This is a genomic window from Wolbachia endosymbiont (group A) of Trypoxylon clavicerum (genome assembly GCF_947251665.1).
Classification (GTDB): Bacteria; Pseudomonadota; Alphaproteobacteria; order Rickettsiales; family Anaplasmataceae; genus Wolbachia; species Wolbachia pipientis.
The window spans coordinates 612,858-628,871 of sequence record NZ_OX366374.1 but is presented as its reverse complement, the minus strand read 5'-3'; the positions used below and the strand labels follow the sequence as shown (position 1 = coordinate 628,871).

General features: G+C 35.3%; 15 protein-coding genes, 2 tRNA genes and 3 pseudogenes. 12 read left to right on the top strand and 8 right to left on the bottom strand.

Features of this window, described 5'->3' with window-relative positions:
- The first annotated feature begins 110 nt into the window (after positions 1-110).
- The 6 genes and pseudogenes from OPR60_RS03230 (at position 111) to OPR60_RS03200 (ending at position 3,351) form a co-directional block, all read left to right on the top strand.
- Positions 111-329, top strand: coding sequence for a TA system antitoxin ParD family protein (locus tag OPR60_RS03230; protein WP_065094882.1), 219 nt, complete (start codon positions 111-113; stop codon positions 327-329).
- Positions 330-729: 400 nt separating this feature from the next.
- The gene (locus tag OPR60_RS03220) at positions 730-987 is read left to right on the top strand and encodes a DUF2163 domain-containing protein (RefSeq protein ID WP_265040028.1); all 258 of its coding nucleotides are present in this window, start codon (positions 730-732) and stop codon (positions 985-987) included.
- 26 nt (positions 988-1,013) lie between these two features.
- The gene (locus tag OPR60_RS03215; protein WP_265039632.1) at positions 1,014-1,766 is read left to right on the top strand and encodes an IS5 family transposase; all 753 of its coding nucleotides are present in this window, start codon (positions 1,014-1,016) and stop codon (positions 1,764-1,766) included.
- A 14-nt stretch (positions 1,767-1,780) separates the two neighbouring features.
- Positions 1,781-2,389, top strand: a pseudogene (locus tag OPR60_RS03210) (DUF2163 domain-containing protein); the annotation flags it as partial.
- Between the two features lie 29 nt (positions 2,390-2,418).
- Positions 2,419-2,505: transfer RNA gene (locus OPR60_RS03205), tRNA-Ser, on the top strand.
- Between the two features lie 93 nt (positions 2,506-2,598).
- Complete coding sequence (locus tag OPR60_RS03200; protein ID WP_265039632.1) at positions 2,599-3,351, top strand: IS5 family transposase; 753 nt, start codon at positions 2,599-2,601, stop codon at positions 3,349-3,351.
- Positions 3,352-3,464: 113 nt separating this feature from the next.
- Here OPR60_RS03200 and OPR60_RS07015 read toward each other — a convergent pair.
- Positions 3,465-4,391, bottom strand: a pseudogene (locus tag OPR60_RS07015) (IS5 family transposase).
- Positions 4,392-4,747: 356 nt separating this feature from the next.
- Here OPR60_RS07015 and OPR60_RS03185 point away from each other — a divergent pair.
- Genes OPR60_RS03185 through OPR60_RS03175 form a run of 3 tightly spaced genes read left to right on the top strand, consistent with a single transcriptional unit; the run spans position 4,748 to position 8,146 of the window.
- Positions 4,748-5,857, top strand: a complete 1,110-nt coding sequence (locus OPR60_RS03185) for an outer membrane protein assembly factor BamB family protein (RefSeq protein ID WP_265039763.1) — start codon at positions 4,748-4,750, stop codon at positions 5,855-5,857.
- A complete protein-coding gene (gene lpdA / locus OPR60_RS03180; RefSeq protein WP_265039764.1) occupies positions 5,850-7,220 on the top strand; it encodes a dihydrolipoyl dehydrogenase in 1,371 nt (456 codons plus the stop codon). The genes OPR60_RS03185 and lpdA overlap by 8 nt, the downstream gene beginning before the upstream one ends.
- A 2-nt stretch (positions 7,221-7,222) precedes the next feature.
- The gene (locus OPR60_RS03175) at positions 7,223-8,146 is read left to right on the top strand and encodes a tyrosine recombinase XerC (RefSeq protein ID WP_065094582.1); all 924 of its coding nucleotides are present in this window, start codon (positions 7,223-7,225) and stop codon (positions 8,144-8,146) included.
- On the opposite strand, the gene OPR60_RS03170 is transcribed toward OPR60_RS03175, so the two are convergent.
- The 3 genes and pseudogenes from OPR60_RS03170 to OPR60_RS03160 form a co-directional block, all read right to left on the bottom strand.
- Positions 8,091-8,417 (bottom strand): TomO hydrophobic C-terminal domain-containing protein, encoded by a 327-nt coding sequence (locus OPR60_RS03170; protein WP_265040027.1) that lies wholly within the window; start codon positions 8,415-8,417, stop codon positions 8,091-8,093. The genes OPR60_RS03175 and OPR60_RS03170 overlap by 56 nt on opposite strands.
- Before the next feature lie 4 nt (positions 8,418-8,421).
- The gene (locus tag OPR60_RS03165) at positions 8,422-9,174 is read right to left on the bottom strand and encodes an IS5 family transposase (RefSeq protein ID WP_265039632.1); all 753 of its coding nucleotides are present in this window, start codon (positions 9,172-9,174) and stop codon (positions 8,422-8,424) included.
- 83 nt (positions 9,175-9,257) lie between these two features.
- Positions 9,258-10,010, bottom strand: a pseudogene (locus tag OPR60_RS03160) (ComEC/Rec2 family competence protein); the annotation flags it as partial.
- Positions 10,011-10,069: 59 nt separating this feature from the next.
- Here OPR60_RS03160 and OPR60_RS03155 point away from each other — a divergent pair.
- Positions 10,070-10,146 (top strand) — tRNA-Met (locus OPR60_RS03155).
- 827 nt (positions 10,147-10,973) lie between these two features.
- Positions 10,974-11,726: an IS5 family transposase gene (locus OPR60_RS03150; RefSeq protein WP_265040025.1), complete on the top strand. Its 753-nt coding sequence runs from the start codon at positions 10,974-10,976 to the stop codon at positions 11,724-11,726.
- A gap of 17 nt (positions 11,727-11,743) precedes the next feature.
- Here the strand turns inward: OPR60_RS03150 and nusB are convergent, their stop codons facing one another.
- Genes nusB through yidC form a run of 3 tightly spaced genes read right to left on the bottom strand, consistent with a single transcriptional unit; the run spans position 11,744 to position 14,341 of the window.
- Positions 11,744-12,226 carry a transcription antitermination factor NusB gene (gene nusB / locus OPR60_RS03145; RefSeq protein ID WP_265040023.1) on the bottom strand — a complete coding sequence of 161 codons (483 nt, stop codon included), beginning with the start codon at positions 12,224-12,226 and terminating at the stop codon, positions 11,744-11,746.
- Positions 12,226-12,654: a 6,7-dimethyl-8-ribityllumazine synthase gene (locus OPR60_RS03140; RefSeq protein ID WP_265040021.1), complete on the bottom strand. Its 429-nt coding sequence runs from the start codon at positions 12,652-12,654 to the stop codon at positions 12,226-12,228. The genes nusB and OPR60_RS03140 overlap by 1 nt, the downstream gene beginning before the upstream one ends.
- Positions 12,632-14,341 (bottom strand): membrane protein insertase YidC, encoded by a 1,710-nt coding sequence (gene yidC, locus OPR60_RS03135; protein ID WP_265040019.1) that lies wholly within the window; start codon positions 14,339-14,341, stop codon positions 12,632-12,634. The genes OPR60_RS03140 and yidC overlap by 23 nt, the downstream gene beginning before the upstream one ends.
- Before the next feature lie 134 nt (positions 14,342-14,475).
- Here yidC and OPR60_RS03130 point away from each other — a divergent pair, with 134 nt between their 5' ends.
- Positions 14,476-14,979 (top strand): TIGR02281 family clan AA aspartic protease, encoded by a 504-nt coding sequence (locus tag OPR60_RS03130; RefSeq protein ID WP_065094710.1) that lies wholly within the window; start codon positions 14,476-14,478, stop codon positions 14,977-14,979.
- Here the strand turns inward: OPR60_RS03130 and secF are convergent.
- A complete protein-coding gene (gene secF / locus OPR60_RS03125) occupies positions 14,976-15,854 on the bottom strand; it encodes a protein translocase subunit SecF (protein WP_065094711.1) in 879 nt (292 codons plus the stop codon). The genes OPR60_RS03130 and secF overlap by 4 nt on opposite strands.
- Between the last annotated feature and the right edge of the window lie 160 nt (positions 15,855-16,014).

Below are 16,014 nucleotides of genomic sequence, written 5' to 3'. Positions count from 1 at the left end.
CAGCCAGTACACACCACAGTTAACTGTGGTGTGTATTTCCAGATGAAAATTTTATATTGAAAAAATTTCCAATATATGGTATAATAGCTTAAAGTAGAAGTAACAATATCATGGATATAACAGTAAATCTTGATGGAGAATTTGAGGAAATAGTACAGTCCCATTCCATGTTACAAAATCGTTCCGTACCACAACAAATCGAGCATTGGGCTAAAATTGGTCAAGTTGTTGAAGATAACCCGGAGCTAAGCTATAACATCATTAAAGAAATCCTTTCAGGTATTGAGGATGCTAAATTAGGCAATATTGAAGAGTATAAGCCTTTGTAGCCATATTCCATAAGTGCTCCTTTTCTATCGTCTCAGTGCCAATTTTTGTCATACCAGTATTTCTCTCCTTGTTATCCCAGCACCCCTTTCCTGTCATTCCAGTGCTTGACACTGGAATCCAGCTTTTGATCGAAAATGTTGTATAATGCACAATCAATTTTTCTGGATCCCAGTGTCTGGGCACTGCCTTTGTCTTTGAGGCAAAACCGGCTATAACACTTAACATACTGCCTTTACAAACAAATGTTTGTACAGCTGTATGTCAAGCACTGGAATGACACCCTATGGTCACCGGAATGACGCTTTATGGCTACTTAGATGATGAGAAAAGAACACACTGCCCTTATTCTACTGGCCGTATAGCTACTTTCAAATTTAATCAATTAAGCAGGAGGCCCCTATGCAAACCACACTAAAAAATCATTTAGCTGGAGAATTACTTACCACCGCTACGTGCTGGAAATTAAAGCTCGCAGGTGGAGAAGTAATGGGATTCACTGACTATGATGAAGATTTAAATATTGATAATATACTCTATAAATCTTCAAGTGGATTTACAGCCAGTAGTATAATATTAAACAGCGATTTAAAAACTGATAATCTAGGCTCTGTGGACAAAAAATATGAAAAGAGAGAAAAAGATGGTAGTTTAGCCTAATAGGTAAAAAATGGAGAAACTACCATATGCAATATTACATCAAAGAGGAAAATTGGAAACAAATTTTAGAGTTCATAAAAAGCGTAAAAGGAATGCACAGCAAAGATGAAAAACGTTTAAGAATATTCATAGAGGCAGTGTGGTACATAGTGCGAAGTGGTTGCCAATGGAGACTTTTACCAAAAACTTATGGTAATTACAGGAGTATACATAAGCGATTTAAAAGATGGTGTGAAAGAGATGTCTGGAAAAAATTGCTTGAATATACTAAACAAGAGCCTGATTTAGAAGTTGCTATAATCGACGGTACGATCATCCGAGCCCATCCATGTTCATCTGGATATACAAAAAACTCCAAGGATCAAGAAGCTTTAGGGAGGAGCAAAGGTGGCTTTACAACTAAAATACATGCGCTTGTCGATGCACTTGGAAATCCACTTAAATTTACTCTGACTCCTGGTCAAAGAAATGAAATTACGCAGGCACAAGTGTTGACCGAAAGTATCTATAACTCTACTGTAGTAGCTGACAAGGGCTACGATAGCAATGCCTTTGTTACAAGTCTTGAAGACAAGGGATGTACAGTAGTTATTCCGCCAAAACGGAATCGAAAAGTGCAAAGGTATTACGATGAGCATATCTACAAAGAACGTCATTTGATTGAGTGTTTTTTTGGTAAAATTAAAAATTTTAGGCGCATTTTTTCCAGATTTGATAAAACTGCTGAGGTTTTTATTGGTTTTCTCAATTTTGTTGGAGCTCTTGTATGGCTTCTCTAAAATTTTGTCCACAGAGCCTAGAAATTGAAGGGATATTAAATAGTATTGATATTAAAGAAGAAGATGTTTTATCAGGAAAGTACGACTTTGCAAATATTGAGATATTTCTTGTGAATTATAAAGACTTGACCCAAGAGACAATGAATCTACATTCAGGAACTTTTGGTAAAGTGACATTAAGTAGTGGAAGATTTATTGTTGAAATTAGAGGGCTCTCAGCAAAGCTTGAGAGAAGCATAGCAGAATTATACTCTCCTGCATGCAGAGCACAATTTTGCGATGATAAATGTAAAGCCGATACTAAAAAATTTAGTAAAATAAGTACAATCACTAAAGTAATAGATGAAAGAAGATTTGAAGACACAAATTTAACTGAGAGTGATGAATATTATAAGCACGGAGTAGTGAAATTCTTTGGCTCAACAGCATTTGAAGGTGTAGTAAAAGAATATAAAAATAAAGTAGTTACATTGTTTACTGTGCCTCCATACCAAATTTTTGCTGGAGATAAATATTCAATACTTGCAGGTTGCGATAAAACATTTCCAACTTGCAGAAGCAAGTTTAACAATACTGTGAATTTTCGTGGTGAACCCTATATACCAGGTTTTTATATTGTTTAGCAGCACAATTTTCAATATCATGAATACATGGAAAGGTGGCTGAGTGGTCTAAAGCACACGCTTGGAAAGCGTGCACATATGAAAATATGTCGGGGGTTCAAATCCCCCCTTTTCCGTAGGTTACTTCTAGGCTCTGTGGACAAAAAATATGAAAAGAGAGAAAAAGATGGTAGTTTAGCCTAATAGGTAAAAAATGGAGAAACTACCATATGCAATATTACATCAAAGAGGAAAATTGGAAACAAATTTTAGAGTTCATAAAAAGCGTAAAAGGAATGCACAGCAAAGATGAAAAACGTTTAAGAATATTCATAGAGGCAGTGTGGTACATAGTGCGAAGTGGTTGCCAATGGAGACTTTTACCAAAAACTTATGGTAATTACAGGAGTATACATAAGCGATTTAAAAGATGGTGTGAAAGAGATGTCTGGAAAAAATTGCTTGAATATACTAAACAAGAGCCTGATTTAGAAGTTGCTATAATCGACGGTACGATCATTCGAGCCCATCCATGTTCATCTGGATATACAAAAAACTCCAAGGATCAAGAAGCTTTAGGGAGGAGCAAAGGTGGCTTTACAACTAAAATACATGCGCTTGTCGATGCACTTGGAAATCCACTTAAATTTACTCTGACTCCTGGTCAAAGAAATGAAATTACGCAGGCACAAGTGTTGACCGAAAGTATCTATAACTCTACTGTAGTAGCTGACAAGGGCTACGATAGCAATGCCTTTGTTACAAGTCTTGAAGACAAGGGATGTACAGTAGTTATTCCGCCAAAACGGAATCGAAAAGTGCAAAGGTATTACGATGAGCATATCTACAAAGAACGTCATTTGATTGAGTGTTTTTTTGGTAAAATTAAAAATTTTAGGCGCATTTTTTCCAGATTTGATAAAACTGCTGAGGTTTTTATTGGTTTTCTCAATTTTGTTGGAGCTCTTGTATGGCTTCTCTAAAATTTTGTCCACAGAGCCTAGAATAGTATAAAACCCTCGGTCGCGCACACAACTGTACGAACATTGTAATATGGTACAATGTTACAACTATGCGGTGGTAATTTACGATAAATTCATGTAGCCATTTCAAATTTAGCCATACCAATGTCAGTAAATTGATTAAGCAAATAACACTTGAGTAGCAGTTCCTTCCCACGATTAATTTCAGATTTGTTCCGAAAATTAAACCCGAATGTTTGTTTCAGTCGCGAGAAAAAACTTTGTACATAAGATCTTTTTCCGTAGTTTGTTTGCCTTTTCCACCTCTTCATTCCATCTTCGCTGTATGACTTTATTAGTCTAATTGCAGCATTTCTCTCTGCCATACTTTGGATGCTCTGCTGCATTGTTTTTTTGGAGGAATTTTTGTCTTTATGCCGCATTCATCACACAATTTATAGAGTTTATGTCTGTCATATGCTCTGTCTGCATATAGTGCTTTTATGGCATGCTGAAAATTAACTCCTTTAAGCAAATCGCAAGCTCCATAGTGATCAGACCGTTACTGTATTTTGCAGCTATGGCTTTTTTGCTGTTTATATTCAACATTACATGCAATTTTCTTGTCTGTTCATAGCCACGATATTTTCTGTCAGCGCTATTTTCCTTGCTGTGTGTTGTTATAAATGCTGATGCTTGTGCTATCTATGGCAATTTCGATATCTTCCATATTATTTTTATCAATTCTGCAATCATTGATCTTAATATTAAGTTTTTTTTGAAGCTTGCGAATAGCTGATAACTGCCAAATCTCTTCCTATTTGTTGCAAATATCCTTTTATAAACCCGACTGTTTGTCTTAAGCCAATTCTAAAAAGATTAACGATTATATGGACTAAAATCACAACTTTATCACTATAAATATAGTTGCCGCCCTGCATTTTTGGACTATTTTCATACCAATTTTCGATAGCTTTATCGATGTAACGAAAAATATTTCCTCTTTTTTCTAGAAATTTGTTATATTCATGGCAGTTACTAACTCTCATTTTTTGTGGCATATTTTTTCTTCAACAGTTAAATAGCTATTTATAATGAATTTTGTCAGTAGCCACCAGATTTTTTCAGTTGCTATGCAACAAAGCCATCCCAGTGTCAAGCACTGGGATGACAGGAAAAGAGGCTATTTGGATGACATCTTTCTTCTTGGTATAAATTACTTTTATATCTCAATGTTCATACAGCTATGCACGTTGCTGCATAGTGGATGAGGTGTATTACCTCTAAGAGTATAGTTTTTTACATAATAATGTGATATTCTGTTCATAAATCAATGTTTCAACGTACAACAAGAACATTTTCATTGTGATTAAGATTTCTAGTATGTATATTAATAAATCTTGTTCTCAACTAAGTAATGAAAGTAATAATTATTATAATAATGTTATTGTGTAGCAACTATACAATGGCAAGCGAGCGAATAAGTCTAGTGGATAAAAAACTATCTCAAGGGTATGTAGCTCCAGTGCTTACAGAAAATAGCGTTATTTTACCAGACAAGCACGGCGCTTTATATTCCTTTGATATTGATAACTCAAAGGCTATGAATTGGAAATTACACCTCTCACATAGGAAAAAAATCGGTAACATGAGCCTATTGCGTCACGGAGGAAATGTTTTCTTTATAGTGGATAACGTTCTACACACAATAGATGCAAAAACCGGCGAGATTCAGTGGGAAAAAGAATTGAGAGCTCCAGTAAGAGGGAAAGCAGGAGTAATAAACAATAAATTGGCAGTATTGACTATTGATAATTATCTGTACGTGTTTGATATAAAAGATGGCAGCTCCGTTTGGACTTATCAAAACGGTATCAATGAGGTTCGAGGTTTATATTCCATATCGCCAGCAATTTCTAACGATAAAATAATAGCGCCATTTTCAAATGGTGAGTTAATAGCTTTTAATAAAGACGGTAAAAAATTGTGGAGCCAAAAATTGGCTACAAACCTTTTGGATACACAGCTCACAGATGTAACTACTACACCGAGAGTGCTTGGCGATACTTTAATAGCTACAAATAATTCTTATATTTATGGCATTGAGGTGAAATCAGGAAATATTTTATGGTCAAAGTCACTGCAAGTAAAAAGTGTATCAGACATTGAGTCATATTATAGTCCTCTTATTCCTGCAGAGAAACAAAAAGAAGGCGGAAGAATTTTTATAGTAACTGAAGATAATAAAATAATCGGCCTGGATATAAAAAATGGAGAAACAGTCTGGGCATCTGATTTAATAGAAAATACGCAATTGTTTGCTCCAATTGTGCATGCCCATACACTGTGGGTGACAAGCAATAAAGGTTCAATGCTTGCTTTTCCTGGATCTGAAAGTGCAGGAAAGGTAGTCAAAGTACCTGGTAATGTGTTTCACACTCCAGTGTTTACTCACGATAAAATATATGTAACAACTGAGGGAAATGGTGTTTATTCTTTAGAAAATAGGTTTGTTCTTTATGATTGATTATGATCTGATTGTTATAGGTGGTGGTCCAGGCGGTTATAAGTGTGCTATCGCTGCTGCAAAACTTGGATTGAAAGTTGCCTGCATAGATAAAAATAGCATTTTTGGTGGTACATGCTTGCGAGTTGGGTGCATACCTTCCAAAGCACTACTTCATTCTTCCTATCAGTATGCTCACACGAAAAATGATCTGTCGAAGCTTGGCATAAAAATTAAGGATGCAAGTTTCGATTTAAAAGAAATGCTAGGTTATAAGGACGCCAGAGTTCAGGAACTCAGAAAAGGTATAGAATATCTGTTTAACCTTCACAAAATCACTAAAATCAATGGGCTTGCTTCTTTTGACCAAGGTAATCTTGAAGTTTCAGTTGAAGGTAAGGTGCTGAAGACAAAAAATATAGTAATTGCAACCGGTTCTGACGTTATTTCTTTGCCAGGAATTAATATCGATGAGAAAGACATTATTTCTTCCACCGGTGCACTATCTTTAACTGAAGTACCAAAAAAACTTGTCGTAATCGGAGCCGGGGCAATAGGGCTTGAAATGTCTTCTGTATGGAGGAGGCTAGGGTCTGAAGTCACTGTAGTAGAATTTTTTGACAGAATCGCTGCAGCAATGGATGGAGAATTAAGTAAGTCTCTACTTTCTAGTCTACAAAAACAAGGAATAAAATTTTTACTTAGCACTAAAGTTGAGGAGATAAAACAAAGTAGTAACTCTTTGAGTGTGAAAGTTTGTTCTGTAAAAGATAATCAAACAAACACTATAGAGGCGGATAAGGTATTGGTGGCAGCAGGACGCAAACCATGTACTGATGGTCTTGAAAAAATAGAAAAAGATAATCGCGGTTTCGTTCAAGTTAACAACAGATATGAAACTAATGTGAAAGGAATATTTGCTATTGGTGATGTGATCGGTGGAGCAATGCTTGCTCATAAAGCAGAGGAAGAAGGGGTAGCAGTTGCAGAGATAATCGCTGGGCAAGTACCTCACGTTGATTATGGAATCATACCATCTGTCATTTACACTCACCCTGCGGTTTCTTCGATTGGTAAAACCGAAGAAGAACTCAAAAATGCTGGCCGTGAATACAAAGTGGGTAAGTGTCAATTTGCTGCAAACGGCAGAGCAAAAATAACTGATGATGCTGAAGGATTCGTGAAAGTGCTAACTTGTAACAGAGCAGATACAATACTAGGTGTGCATATCATAGGGGCATACGCTGATACGCTAATCAACGAAGCAGCAGTTGCAATGGCATACGGCGCAGCAGCAGAGGATATATACAGAATTTGTCACTCTCATCCTGATATAAACGAAGCTTTCCGTGATGCGTGCATCGATGCTTTCTTTAAAAAATAATTGTGGACCTCGGTTCAATCATTGAAAAATGGTATGAGTGGCTGAGGTGCAACAGATCTTATTCACCAAACACTTTGGAATCATACATGAGGGACTTGAAGGACCTCATAAATTTCCTAAGCACTCACATTGGTGAAGAAGTAAATGTCGGCACTTTGGAAAAATTGAGCGTACCTGAGTTAAGAAGTTGGCTTACCTCTCGTTACGCAAGAGGTGTAAACGCAAGATCCAACACTCGAGCACTCTCAGTAATCAGAAATTTCTTCAAGTACATAAAAAACAACCACAATATAGACAATGAAGCTGTATTTTCCTTATCAAGGCCAATTCAGAGAAGAACTTTGCCCAAAGCACTTTCAATATCTAATATAAAAGCTTTATTAAAAGAAATGAAACTATCCGACCTGGGTGAACCTTGGGTGGTAAAAAGAGAAATTGCAATTATCGTCCTGCTATATGGTACAGGCTTAAGAATCAGTGAAGCGTTGAACCTTAGGGTTAGTGATATTAACAATGAAAGTTTAATAGTAACAGGTAAGGGAGATAAACAAAGGCAGGTATTCATTCTTCCGGTAGTAAAAAAATGTATACAAGAATATGTAAAAGCCTGTCCTTACCTTGATGAAGCACAACATCTTTTTTTGGGAGTAAGAGGAAAAAAATTGGGGAGAACTTATGTCGCTAATCGTTTGCAGAAAATAAGGAGAATATTAAATCTGCCAGAAATCTTATCTCCACATGCATTTCGTCATAGTTTTGCTACTCATTTGCTTCAGGAAGATATTGATATAAGATCAATACAACAACTGCTTGGTCATTCGAGTCTTGAGACCACTCAAGTTTACACTCACCTCAATTATCAAGATGTTTTTAATATGTATAAGAATTTCCAACAAAGTTTGGAGAAGAAGCCAAAACCCTTGTAACTCGAGGATTATCTGTGGCACTACCAGGTTCTATATCTTTTTCATCTCCTTTGTATAAAAAATATCCTACTAAAAGAAGAACAAGTGCAACTGCTGCAAGACAAGCACCTATTACTGGATAATCGTATAAAACTGCTAAACATGCACCAACAGCAAACGCTCCAGACAACACAAAAGCAGCAGAAGCGTAGTTGCTTAGTTTTCTACCAGGAGAAATTGCTTGCGAGGATTTTTCGTTTTTATTACTCAGACTTTTAGGCTCTGTGGACAAAATTTTAGAGAAGCCATACAAGAGCTCCAACAAAATTGAGAAAACCAATAAAAACCTCAGCAGTTTTATCAAATCTGGAAAAAATGCGCCTAAAATTTTTAATTTTACCAAAAAAACACTCAATCAAATGACGTTCTTTGTAGATATGCTCATCGTAATATCTTTGCACTTTTCGATTCCGTTTTGGCGGAATAACTACTGTACATCCCTTGTCTTCAAGACTTGTAACAAAGGCATTGCTATCGTAGCCCTTGTCAGCTACTACAGTAGAGTTATAGATACTTTCGGTCAACACTTGTGCCTGCGTAATTTCATTTCTTTGACCAGGAGTCAGAGTAAATTTAAGTGGATTTCCAAGTGCATCGACAAGCGCATGTATTTTAGTTGTAAAGCCACCTTTGCTCCTCCCTAAAGCTTCTTGATCCTTGGAGTTTTTTGTATATCCAGATGAACATGGATGGGCTCGGATGATCGTACCGTCGATTATAGCAACTTCTAAATCAGGCTCTTGTTTAGTATATTCAAGCAATTTTTTCCAGACATCTCTTTCACACCATCTTTTAAATCGCTTATGTATACTCCTGTAATTACCATAAGTTTTTGGTAAAAGTCTCCATTGGCAACCACTTCGCACTATGTACCACACTGCCTCTATGAATATTCTTAAACGTTTTTCATCTTTGCTGTGCATTCCTTTTACGCTTTTTATGAACTCTAAAATTTGTTTCCAATTTTCCTCTTTGATGTAATATTGCATATGGTAGTTTCTCCATTTTTTACCTATTAGGCTAAACTACCATCTTTTTCTCTCTTTTCATATTTTTTGTCCACAGAGCCTAGAAATTGCCTTGCTTCAGCCTTTTTGTGTAGGGCTATTTTGCTTGTTGCAAAACCTGTTGCACTTATTTTCTGGTAATATGCTATTCTTGCAAAATCGTATGCATACTCCGAAGGCGCAATCTTTAGAGGGAAGAGTTTTGCTGATAATTTTACTTGATCGCCTATTTTAATGCCTTTTTCCACTTTGGTTCTAACTGATATTCTGATGTTATCTAGAGCTCTATCCGGTGTCATTCCAGCGCGTGACGCTGGAATCCATATCTTTTTTTTCTGGATCCCAGTATCAAGTACTGGGATGACAAAAGGGGGCACTGGGACAACAGGAGAGGATTTTGAGATAGTAGGGGATTTTTCAACAGAAAGCAGAAATTGTTTATATGAGCCCCTGTCGTTAATATCCTTCACTGTGGCAACGATGTTTTTTACATACCTCTCTTTATCGAGGATTTGAGTATTAACTAAAGCTGTTCTTAATTTACTAGCTGTAAATCCTATGAGCACTGCAATTAAAGCAATGCATAATATTGCGTATTTTCTGTATAATATTGCAATCAAAATTAGTGTGGGTAAAAGCAAAAGAAAAATAGATATGCAGCTTGGTTCAAAATTTAGGGAAAAATAGGTTAAAATCCCTACACACTGACACACAGGAAACCATAGTATCAAGTTATATTTTTCATTGCATATGTTATGACGTATATAACTAACTATTATGTCAAGAAAGGTTAGTAAATATACTAGTATACGACCCATAGCGGATTTTATCCTTGTATATCCTATAATTGCAAGTATAATAGCTAAATAAACAACGACGCGGGATGGAGCAGCTCGGTAGCTCGTCAGGCTCATAACCTGAAGGCCGTAGGTTCAAATCCTACTCCCGCAACCATTTTCCAACTGTGCGAATATTGTGGTTTCAGGTAGCTCATGGAAACGGATTAAACGAAAAACGACTTGACAAACTCCGCCAGCCCCCTTATCATGAAACTGAAGCTATTTATTTATCTTCTCTGTACAGATTAAATGACAAAAAAACTCACGTATCTGGTGTCTCATGTTTAATTTTTTGCACTATGTGCACTCTATGTCTTTATCAAATTTCTAGGTTTTTACATACACAAGCTGAAATACGCTTATAAAGCATTTAAAATATTAAAAAACGCCAACTTAAAATGGATAGTGAATAACTAGCTACCCTAGGGTTTCTTTTGCCTTTTTTTCTGTTTAGTAAATTTCTTAACGTTTATAATTTAGATTAGTTGCGGCTTAAAAGCAGCCGAATCGCGGTTATTAAGTGTTTAGAATAAAAAAACGCCATACTTGAAAGTATAATGTAAGTAATTAGCCAACCATGGGGCTTCTTTTGCCTTTTTTTTTATTTGGTAAATTTCTTAATATTTATAGCTAAGAGAGCCCAAGAGAGGTGTCATTCCAGCGCGTGACGCTGGAATCCCAAAAAAAGGATGATGTCATCCCAGTGCGTGACACTGGGATCCAGAAAACTTAACTTTAAATAAGTGGCTGCATAATAAAGACTAGATCCCAGTGTCACGCACTGGGATGACAGGAGAAGAAGGCTACTCGGATGACATGGCTAAAAGAGCCCAAGAGAGGTGTCATTCCAGTCTGGGATCTAGGCTCTGTGGACAAAAAATATGAAAAGAGAGAAAAAGATGGTAGTTTAGCCTAATAGGTAAAAAATGGAGAAACTACCATATGCAATATTACATCAAAGAGGAAAATTGGAAACAAATTTTAGAGTTCATAAAAAGCGTAAAAGGAATGCACAGCAAAGATGAAAAACGTTTAAGAATATTCATAGAGGCAGTGTGGTACATAGTGCGAAGTGGTTGCCAATGGAGACTTTTACCAAAAACTTATGGTAATTACAGGAGTATACATAAGCGATTTAAAAGATGGTGTGAAAGAGATGTCTGGAAAAAATTGCTTGAATATACTAAACAAGAGCCTGATTTAGAAGTTGCTATAATCGACGGTACGATCATTCGAGCCCATCCATGTTCATCTGGATATACAAAAAACTCCAAGGATCAAGAAGCTTTAGGGAGGAGCAAAGGTGGCTTTACAACTAAAATACATGCGCTTGTCGATGCACTTGGAAATCCACTTAAATTTACTCTGACTCCTGGTCAAAGAAATGAAATTACGCAGGCACAAGTGTTGACCGAAAGTATCTATAACTCTACTGTAGTAGCTGACAAGGGCTACGATAGCAATGCCTTTGTTACAAGTCTTGAAGACAAGGGATGTACAGTAGTTATTCCGCCAAAACGGAATCGAAAAGTGCAAAGGTATTACGATGAGCATATCTACAAAGAACGTCATTTGATTGAGTGTTTTTTTGGTAAAATTAAAAATTTTAGGCGCATTTTTTCCAGATTTGATAAAACTGCTGAGGTTTTTATTGGTTTTCTCAATTTTGTTGGAACTCTTGTATGGCTTCTCTAAAATTTTGTCCACAGAGCCTAAGGATTTTTATTTAATTTAACTGCATCTTTTGCTTTATCTAATAACCCATTAATAAAACCAATTTCGCTTGGTTTATCAAGCAAATCAGATGCAATGTTAGTATACTCATTGATAACAACTGGAACTGGCGTATCACAATTAGCTAACTCACATATTGCAACGCGCAAGATAGATAAGCTTATAAGATTTAACCGTGAGAGGGACCAGCTTGGGTGTAAGTAAGACTCTATTATTTTATCATATTCTTCACTGCTTTTTATAACCTTATATAACAAATTTTCTAAGAACTGATGTTCAAATTCTTCACATTCAAATATATCTTTCAACTTACTTATGTAGTCCTTAAGCTCACAATTTTCCAATTTAAAAGTGCTTTTGTTGTAACCTACAAAAATATTTGAATAAGCAATTTGTACGGCAAGAAACCTTGCCGTGCTTCTTTTTATACGCCACTTTTTATCTACCGGTTTTTCCTCCATTACTTTAATTTGTTGTATAAATCTATCATATGCAAAACAGTTGAGGCTGCATGGCCACCAACGTTCTTTTTGTTTTTGTCAGCTCTAATTAGTGCTTTATCTTTGCTGTCAGCGGTAATTACGCCCATACCAAGGGGCATTGCATAATGCATAATAACTTCATTTAAGCCTTCGATTACTCCTTTACAAACGTATTTATAATGATCAGTTTCACCGCGAATCACGCACCCAAGAGCTAAATAACCGTCGTAATTAGCATTTTTACTTTTGATCGCAAAAAGAATTGTAGCTGGTATCTCGAATGCACCAGGAACTTCAATTATGTCATAGCTTACATGACTTTCTTTTAATCTATCAACTGCACCTTCAAGTAAAAGGTTTGCTATTTCAGCATAATAAACCGAATTAACTATTAGTATTTTCGACATTTACTACCACTTTTTTTGTTAAAAACAACTTTATTAATGACTGTTGAATTAAAGTTATAATATTACTAAATATCCAATATATTACCAGGCCGGCAGGAAAAGAAGAAAAAATAAATACAGAAATGTAAGGTAAAAACTTCATAACATTTACTTGAATATCATCTTTATTGGTTTGATCTTTCTCACTTAGCTTCTGCTGAATTATCATAGTAATACCAAAAATTATAGGCAAAATGCCTATAGAAATAGGAAAGTTATAATTAAACAACCCAAATAATGTAAAGATGTTCGTTGGGTCAGGAGCTGAAAGATCCTTAATCCATAAAAAAAAAGGAGCATGCCTCATCTCTATAGTAACAAATAATACTTTATATAGAGCAAAAAATACCGGTATTTGTATTAGCATGGGAAAAATGCTCGACATTGGGTTTACGTTGTTTCTCTTGAACAACGCAATTGTCTCTTTGTGCTGCTTTAAGCTGTCATTTTTATACAACTCTTTTATACGAGTTAATTCAGGCTGCAGGCTTTTCACCTTGAACATCGAAATATATGATCTATTAGATAAGGGAAGCATCAAAAGTTTGATTACTAAAGTGAGCAACAATATTGCTAAGCCAAAATTCTTTAAAACGAAGTTAAAATATTCAAGCAGTAAAAACACTGGCTTGGTTATAAAATAAAGAACACCAAAATCTACAGCTTTATCAAATAAAGGTATATTGAGAGTATCCTTATAAGAATCCAGTAAATTCAACTTTTTTGCTCCAGCAAAAAAATAATTCACATTAGAAGTGCTTGCACCAGGAAGTATACTCTTATAAGACTTAACAAAATCTACTTGAAATTTATCAATATCATTAGCGTTAGTATGTTTAATGCTTACATTTATTTTATCAGATTTTTCAGGTATGATGGCTGTGAGCCAGTATTTATCAGCAAAACCAAACCAATTTTTTTCACTTGTACTTGCTTTTATTAAATGTTTTTTGGAAATATCCTTATATGTCCACTCCTCTAGTTTATTATCAAATGCACCCAGTACTCCTTCATGGGATATCCAATAAGATTCGTTGATATTGTCACGTTTACGGTTGATTTTACCATAAGGAACCAAAACTACATTATCTTTTGTATTGTTTTCAATAATTTGCTCAACCTTAAACATGTAGTTATCGTCGAGGCTAATTTTCATTCTAAACAAAATGCCATTCTCATTATCCCAGAGTAAATTGACCTCTTTTTGATTGAGTTTCTCTGCTTGCCAAACTGCCTTAGAATCTGGAACTTTAATCTTGTTATTCGGATCGAGCCACCCAAATTCTGCGAAATATACATCTTTTGATTCTGCAGGTGACAGTAACACCACTTGTGGAGAAGAAGAACTCGGTTCTAAGTGGTAATTAGTTAAAATTAAGTCATCAAACCTTGCACCTTTCAGAGCAATTGATCCTTTAATCATGTTATTGGTTAAACTAACCCTCTGTTCTCGAGTAGAATTAATAATTTCAGAACGATTTTGGTATATTATAGGAGCAAGGTCGTTAAAAGATTCGATATGTTCAATATTTTCAATCAATGGCTGGTTTTGGTTTGTACTAAAAAAATTATCATAAATAATACGCCAAGACACCATGATTAACATGGAAAGGATAGCTGCCAAAATTAAACTTTTTGCTTCTGACATGAAATTAAATCAAACATATCTTCTTAAAGTGTATACTAAATATTGTACTAAAACAATGAAATTTACTTATTTTTAATAATAACTTTTAACGCTAATCTTTAAAATTTATTTTAATAGCTTCAAATTTTAACAATATGAACGCGGTGAAAAATCTAGTTATTTGGTTACTAATAATAGCCGCCACTTCAATGCTTATTGATTCACAAAGGGACAAACTAAGCGACAGATTTCTCAGTACTTTTTTACCATATAAAGGAAGAATTCAAAATAGTGGAAGTATCGAATTTACGAAATCATACGATGGACACTTTTATATTCAGGCTCAAGTCAATGATAGCAATATAACGTTTTTGCTTGATACTGGAGCAACCGATATTGTTCTATCACAAAAAGACGCATTACATGCTGGTATTAACTTACAAAACGTTCAGGATTTTAAAATATATGAAACTGCGAAAGGTCAAATAAAAGCTGGAGTGGTTCAAATACCTCAAGTTAAAATAGGAAATTTTTTGATTAATGATGTACAGGCAAGCGTTAACACTCATTCTATGTCTCATTCACTACTTGGAATGAGCTTTTTAAGGTATTTTCATTTCACTATAAGAGATAATAAGTTGATATTATACCGCGACTAAATATTCCTATGATCTAAAGCTCTGTAGGTCAATATAGGAGCAGAAATAAATATTGCAGAACAAGTGCCAATCAAAATACCAAAAAAAATGATCAAGCTGAAGTCTTTCACTGCATCTGTGCAGATTAATGCCAAAGGAAGAGCAGCAAGAAGGGTTGTACCCGAGGTTAATATAGTGCGAAATAATGTAGCGTTGATACTTGCATCCACTATCTCACTCATCCGCCCACTTTTACCACTCTTGCAATACTCTCGAATCCGATCGTATATAATTACTGAGTTATTGATTGAATAACCAATGACAGTGAGGAGAGCTGCAACTGATGAAATATTAAACTCAATGCCAGTTAGGCTAATAAAACCAATAGTTAAAATCACGTCATGAATCAGTGCTGTTATTCCACTGAATCCACATTGCCAATTAAATCTAAACCAAACGTAAAAAAATATTCCAACAATTGCAATCAACATGGATAACATTCCTTCAAATATTTGTGTTGAGCTTATTTGTGGGCCAACATAGTCTATTTTACGATAGCTTATTGAGCTCCCCAGCTTTTCTTCTAGTATGCTTTTTATCTTTTTGATTTTATTTTCGTCTCCCTCATCTTTAAAACGCATGACTAAATTATCACCCGCTTTTGAACTCTGCACTGTAAAACCATTTTCTTTTAATGCATCGAGAATAGAGTGATTCTCATCTGAAGATTTTATCTCTATCAAAATTCCGCCTGCAAAGTCTATGCCTAAGTTCACTCCACGCAGCACAACAGTGAGCATTGAAAAGATGATAAGAATAATGCTAACGAGTGCAGTCAAATCCCTATATTTACTAAACTTGATATTGAGGTTATCTGGAATGAGTCTAAGTGCCATGCTATTTACTTAAACTTGAATTTTATATACTTTTCAAAAAATTCACTAGTTTATTTTGTGGTTGTTTGACTATGTAAATTTTTCTGTCAGTTGATTCTTGTCTGTCAATTAAGTTCTATCTAGTGCAAACTTTGCAATTTTGAAGTACATGACAAGAGCA

Coding starts and splice junctions, on each gene's coding strand:
- OPR60_RS03185 (WP_265039763.1), top strand. CDS start 4,748: ATGAAAGTAATAATTATTATAATAATGTTATTGTGTAGCAACTATACA.
- OPR60_RS03230 (WP_065094882.1), top strand. CDS start 111: ATGGATATAACAGTAAATCTTGATGGAGAATTTGAGGAAATAGTACAG.
- OPR60_RS03130 (WP_065094710.1), top strand. CDS start 14,476: ATGAACGCGGTGAAAAATCTAGTTATTTGGTTACTAATAATAGCCGCC.
- nusB (WP_265040023.1), bottom strand. CDS start 12,226: ATGGAGGAAAAACCGGTAGATAAAAAGTGGCGTATAAAAAGAAGCACG.
- yidC (WP_265040019.1), bottom strand. CDS start 14,341: ATGTCAGAAGCAAAAAGTTTAATTTTGGCAGCTATCCTTTCCATGTTA.
- OPR60_RS03165 (WP_265039632.1), bottom strand. CDS start 9,174: ATGCAATATTACATCAAAGAGGAAAATTGGAAACAAATTTTAGAGTTC.
- lpdA (WP_265039764.1), top strand. CDS start 5,850: ATGATTGATTATGATCTGATTGTTATAGGTGGTGGTCCAGGCGGTTAT.
- OPR60_RS03200 (WP_265039632.1), top strand. CDS start 2,599: ATGCAATATTACATCAAAGAGGAAAATTGGAAACAAATTTTAGAGTTC.
- OPR60_RS03150 (WP_265040025.1), top strand. CDS start 10,974: ATGCAATATTACATCAAAGAGGAAAATTGGAAACAAATTTTAGAGTTC.
- OPR60_RS03140 (WP_265040021.1), bottom strand. CDS start 12,654: ATGTCGAAAATACTAATAGTTAATTCGGTTTATTATGCTGAAATAGCA.
- OPR60_RS03220 (WP_265040028.1), top strand. CDS start 730: ATGCAAACCACACTAAAAAATCATTTAGCTGGAGAATTACTTACCACC.
- secF (WP_065094711.1), bottom strand. CDS start 15,854: ATGGCACTTAGACTCATTCCAGATAACCTCAATATCAAGTTTAGTAAA.
- OPR60_RS03215 (WP_265039632.1), top strand. CDS start 1,014: ATGCAATATTACATCAAAGAGGAAAATTGGAAACAAATTTTAGAGTTC.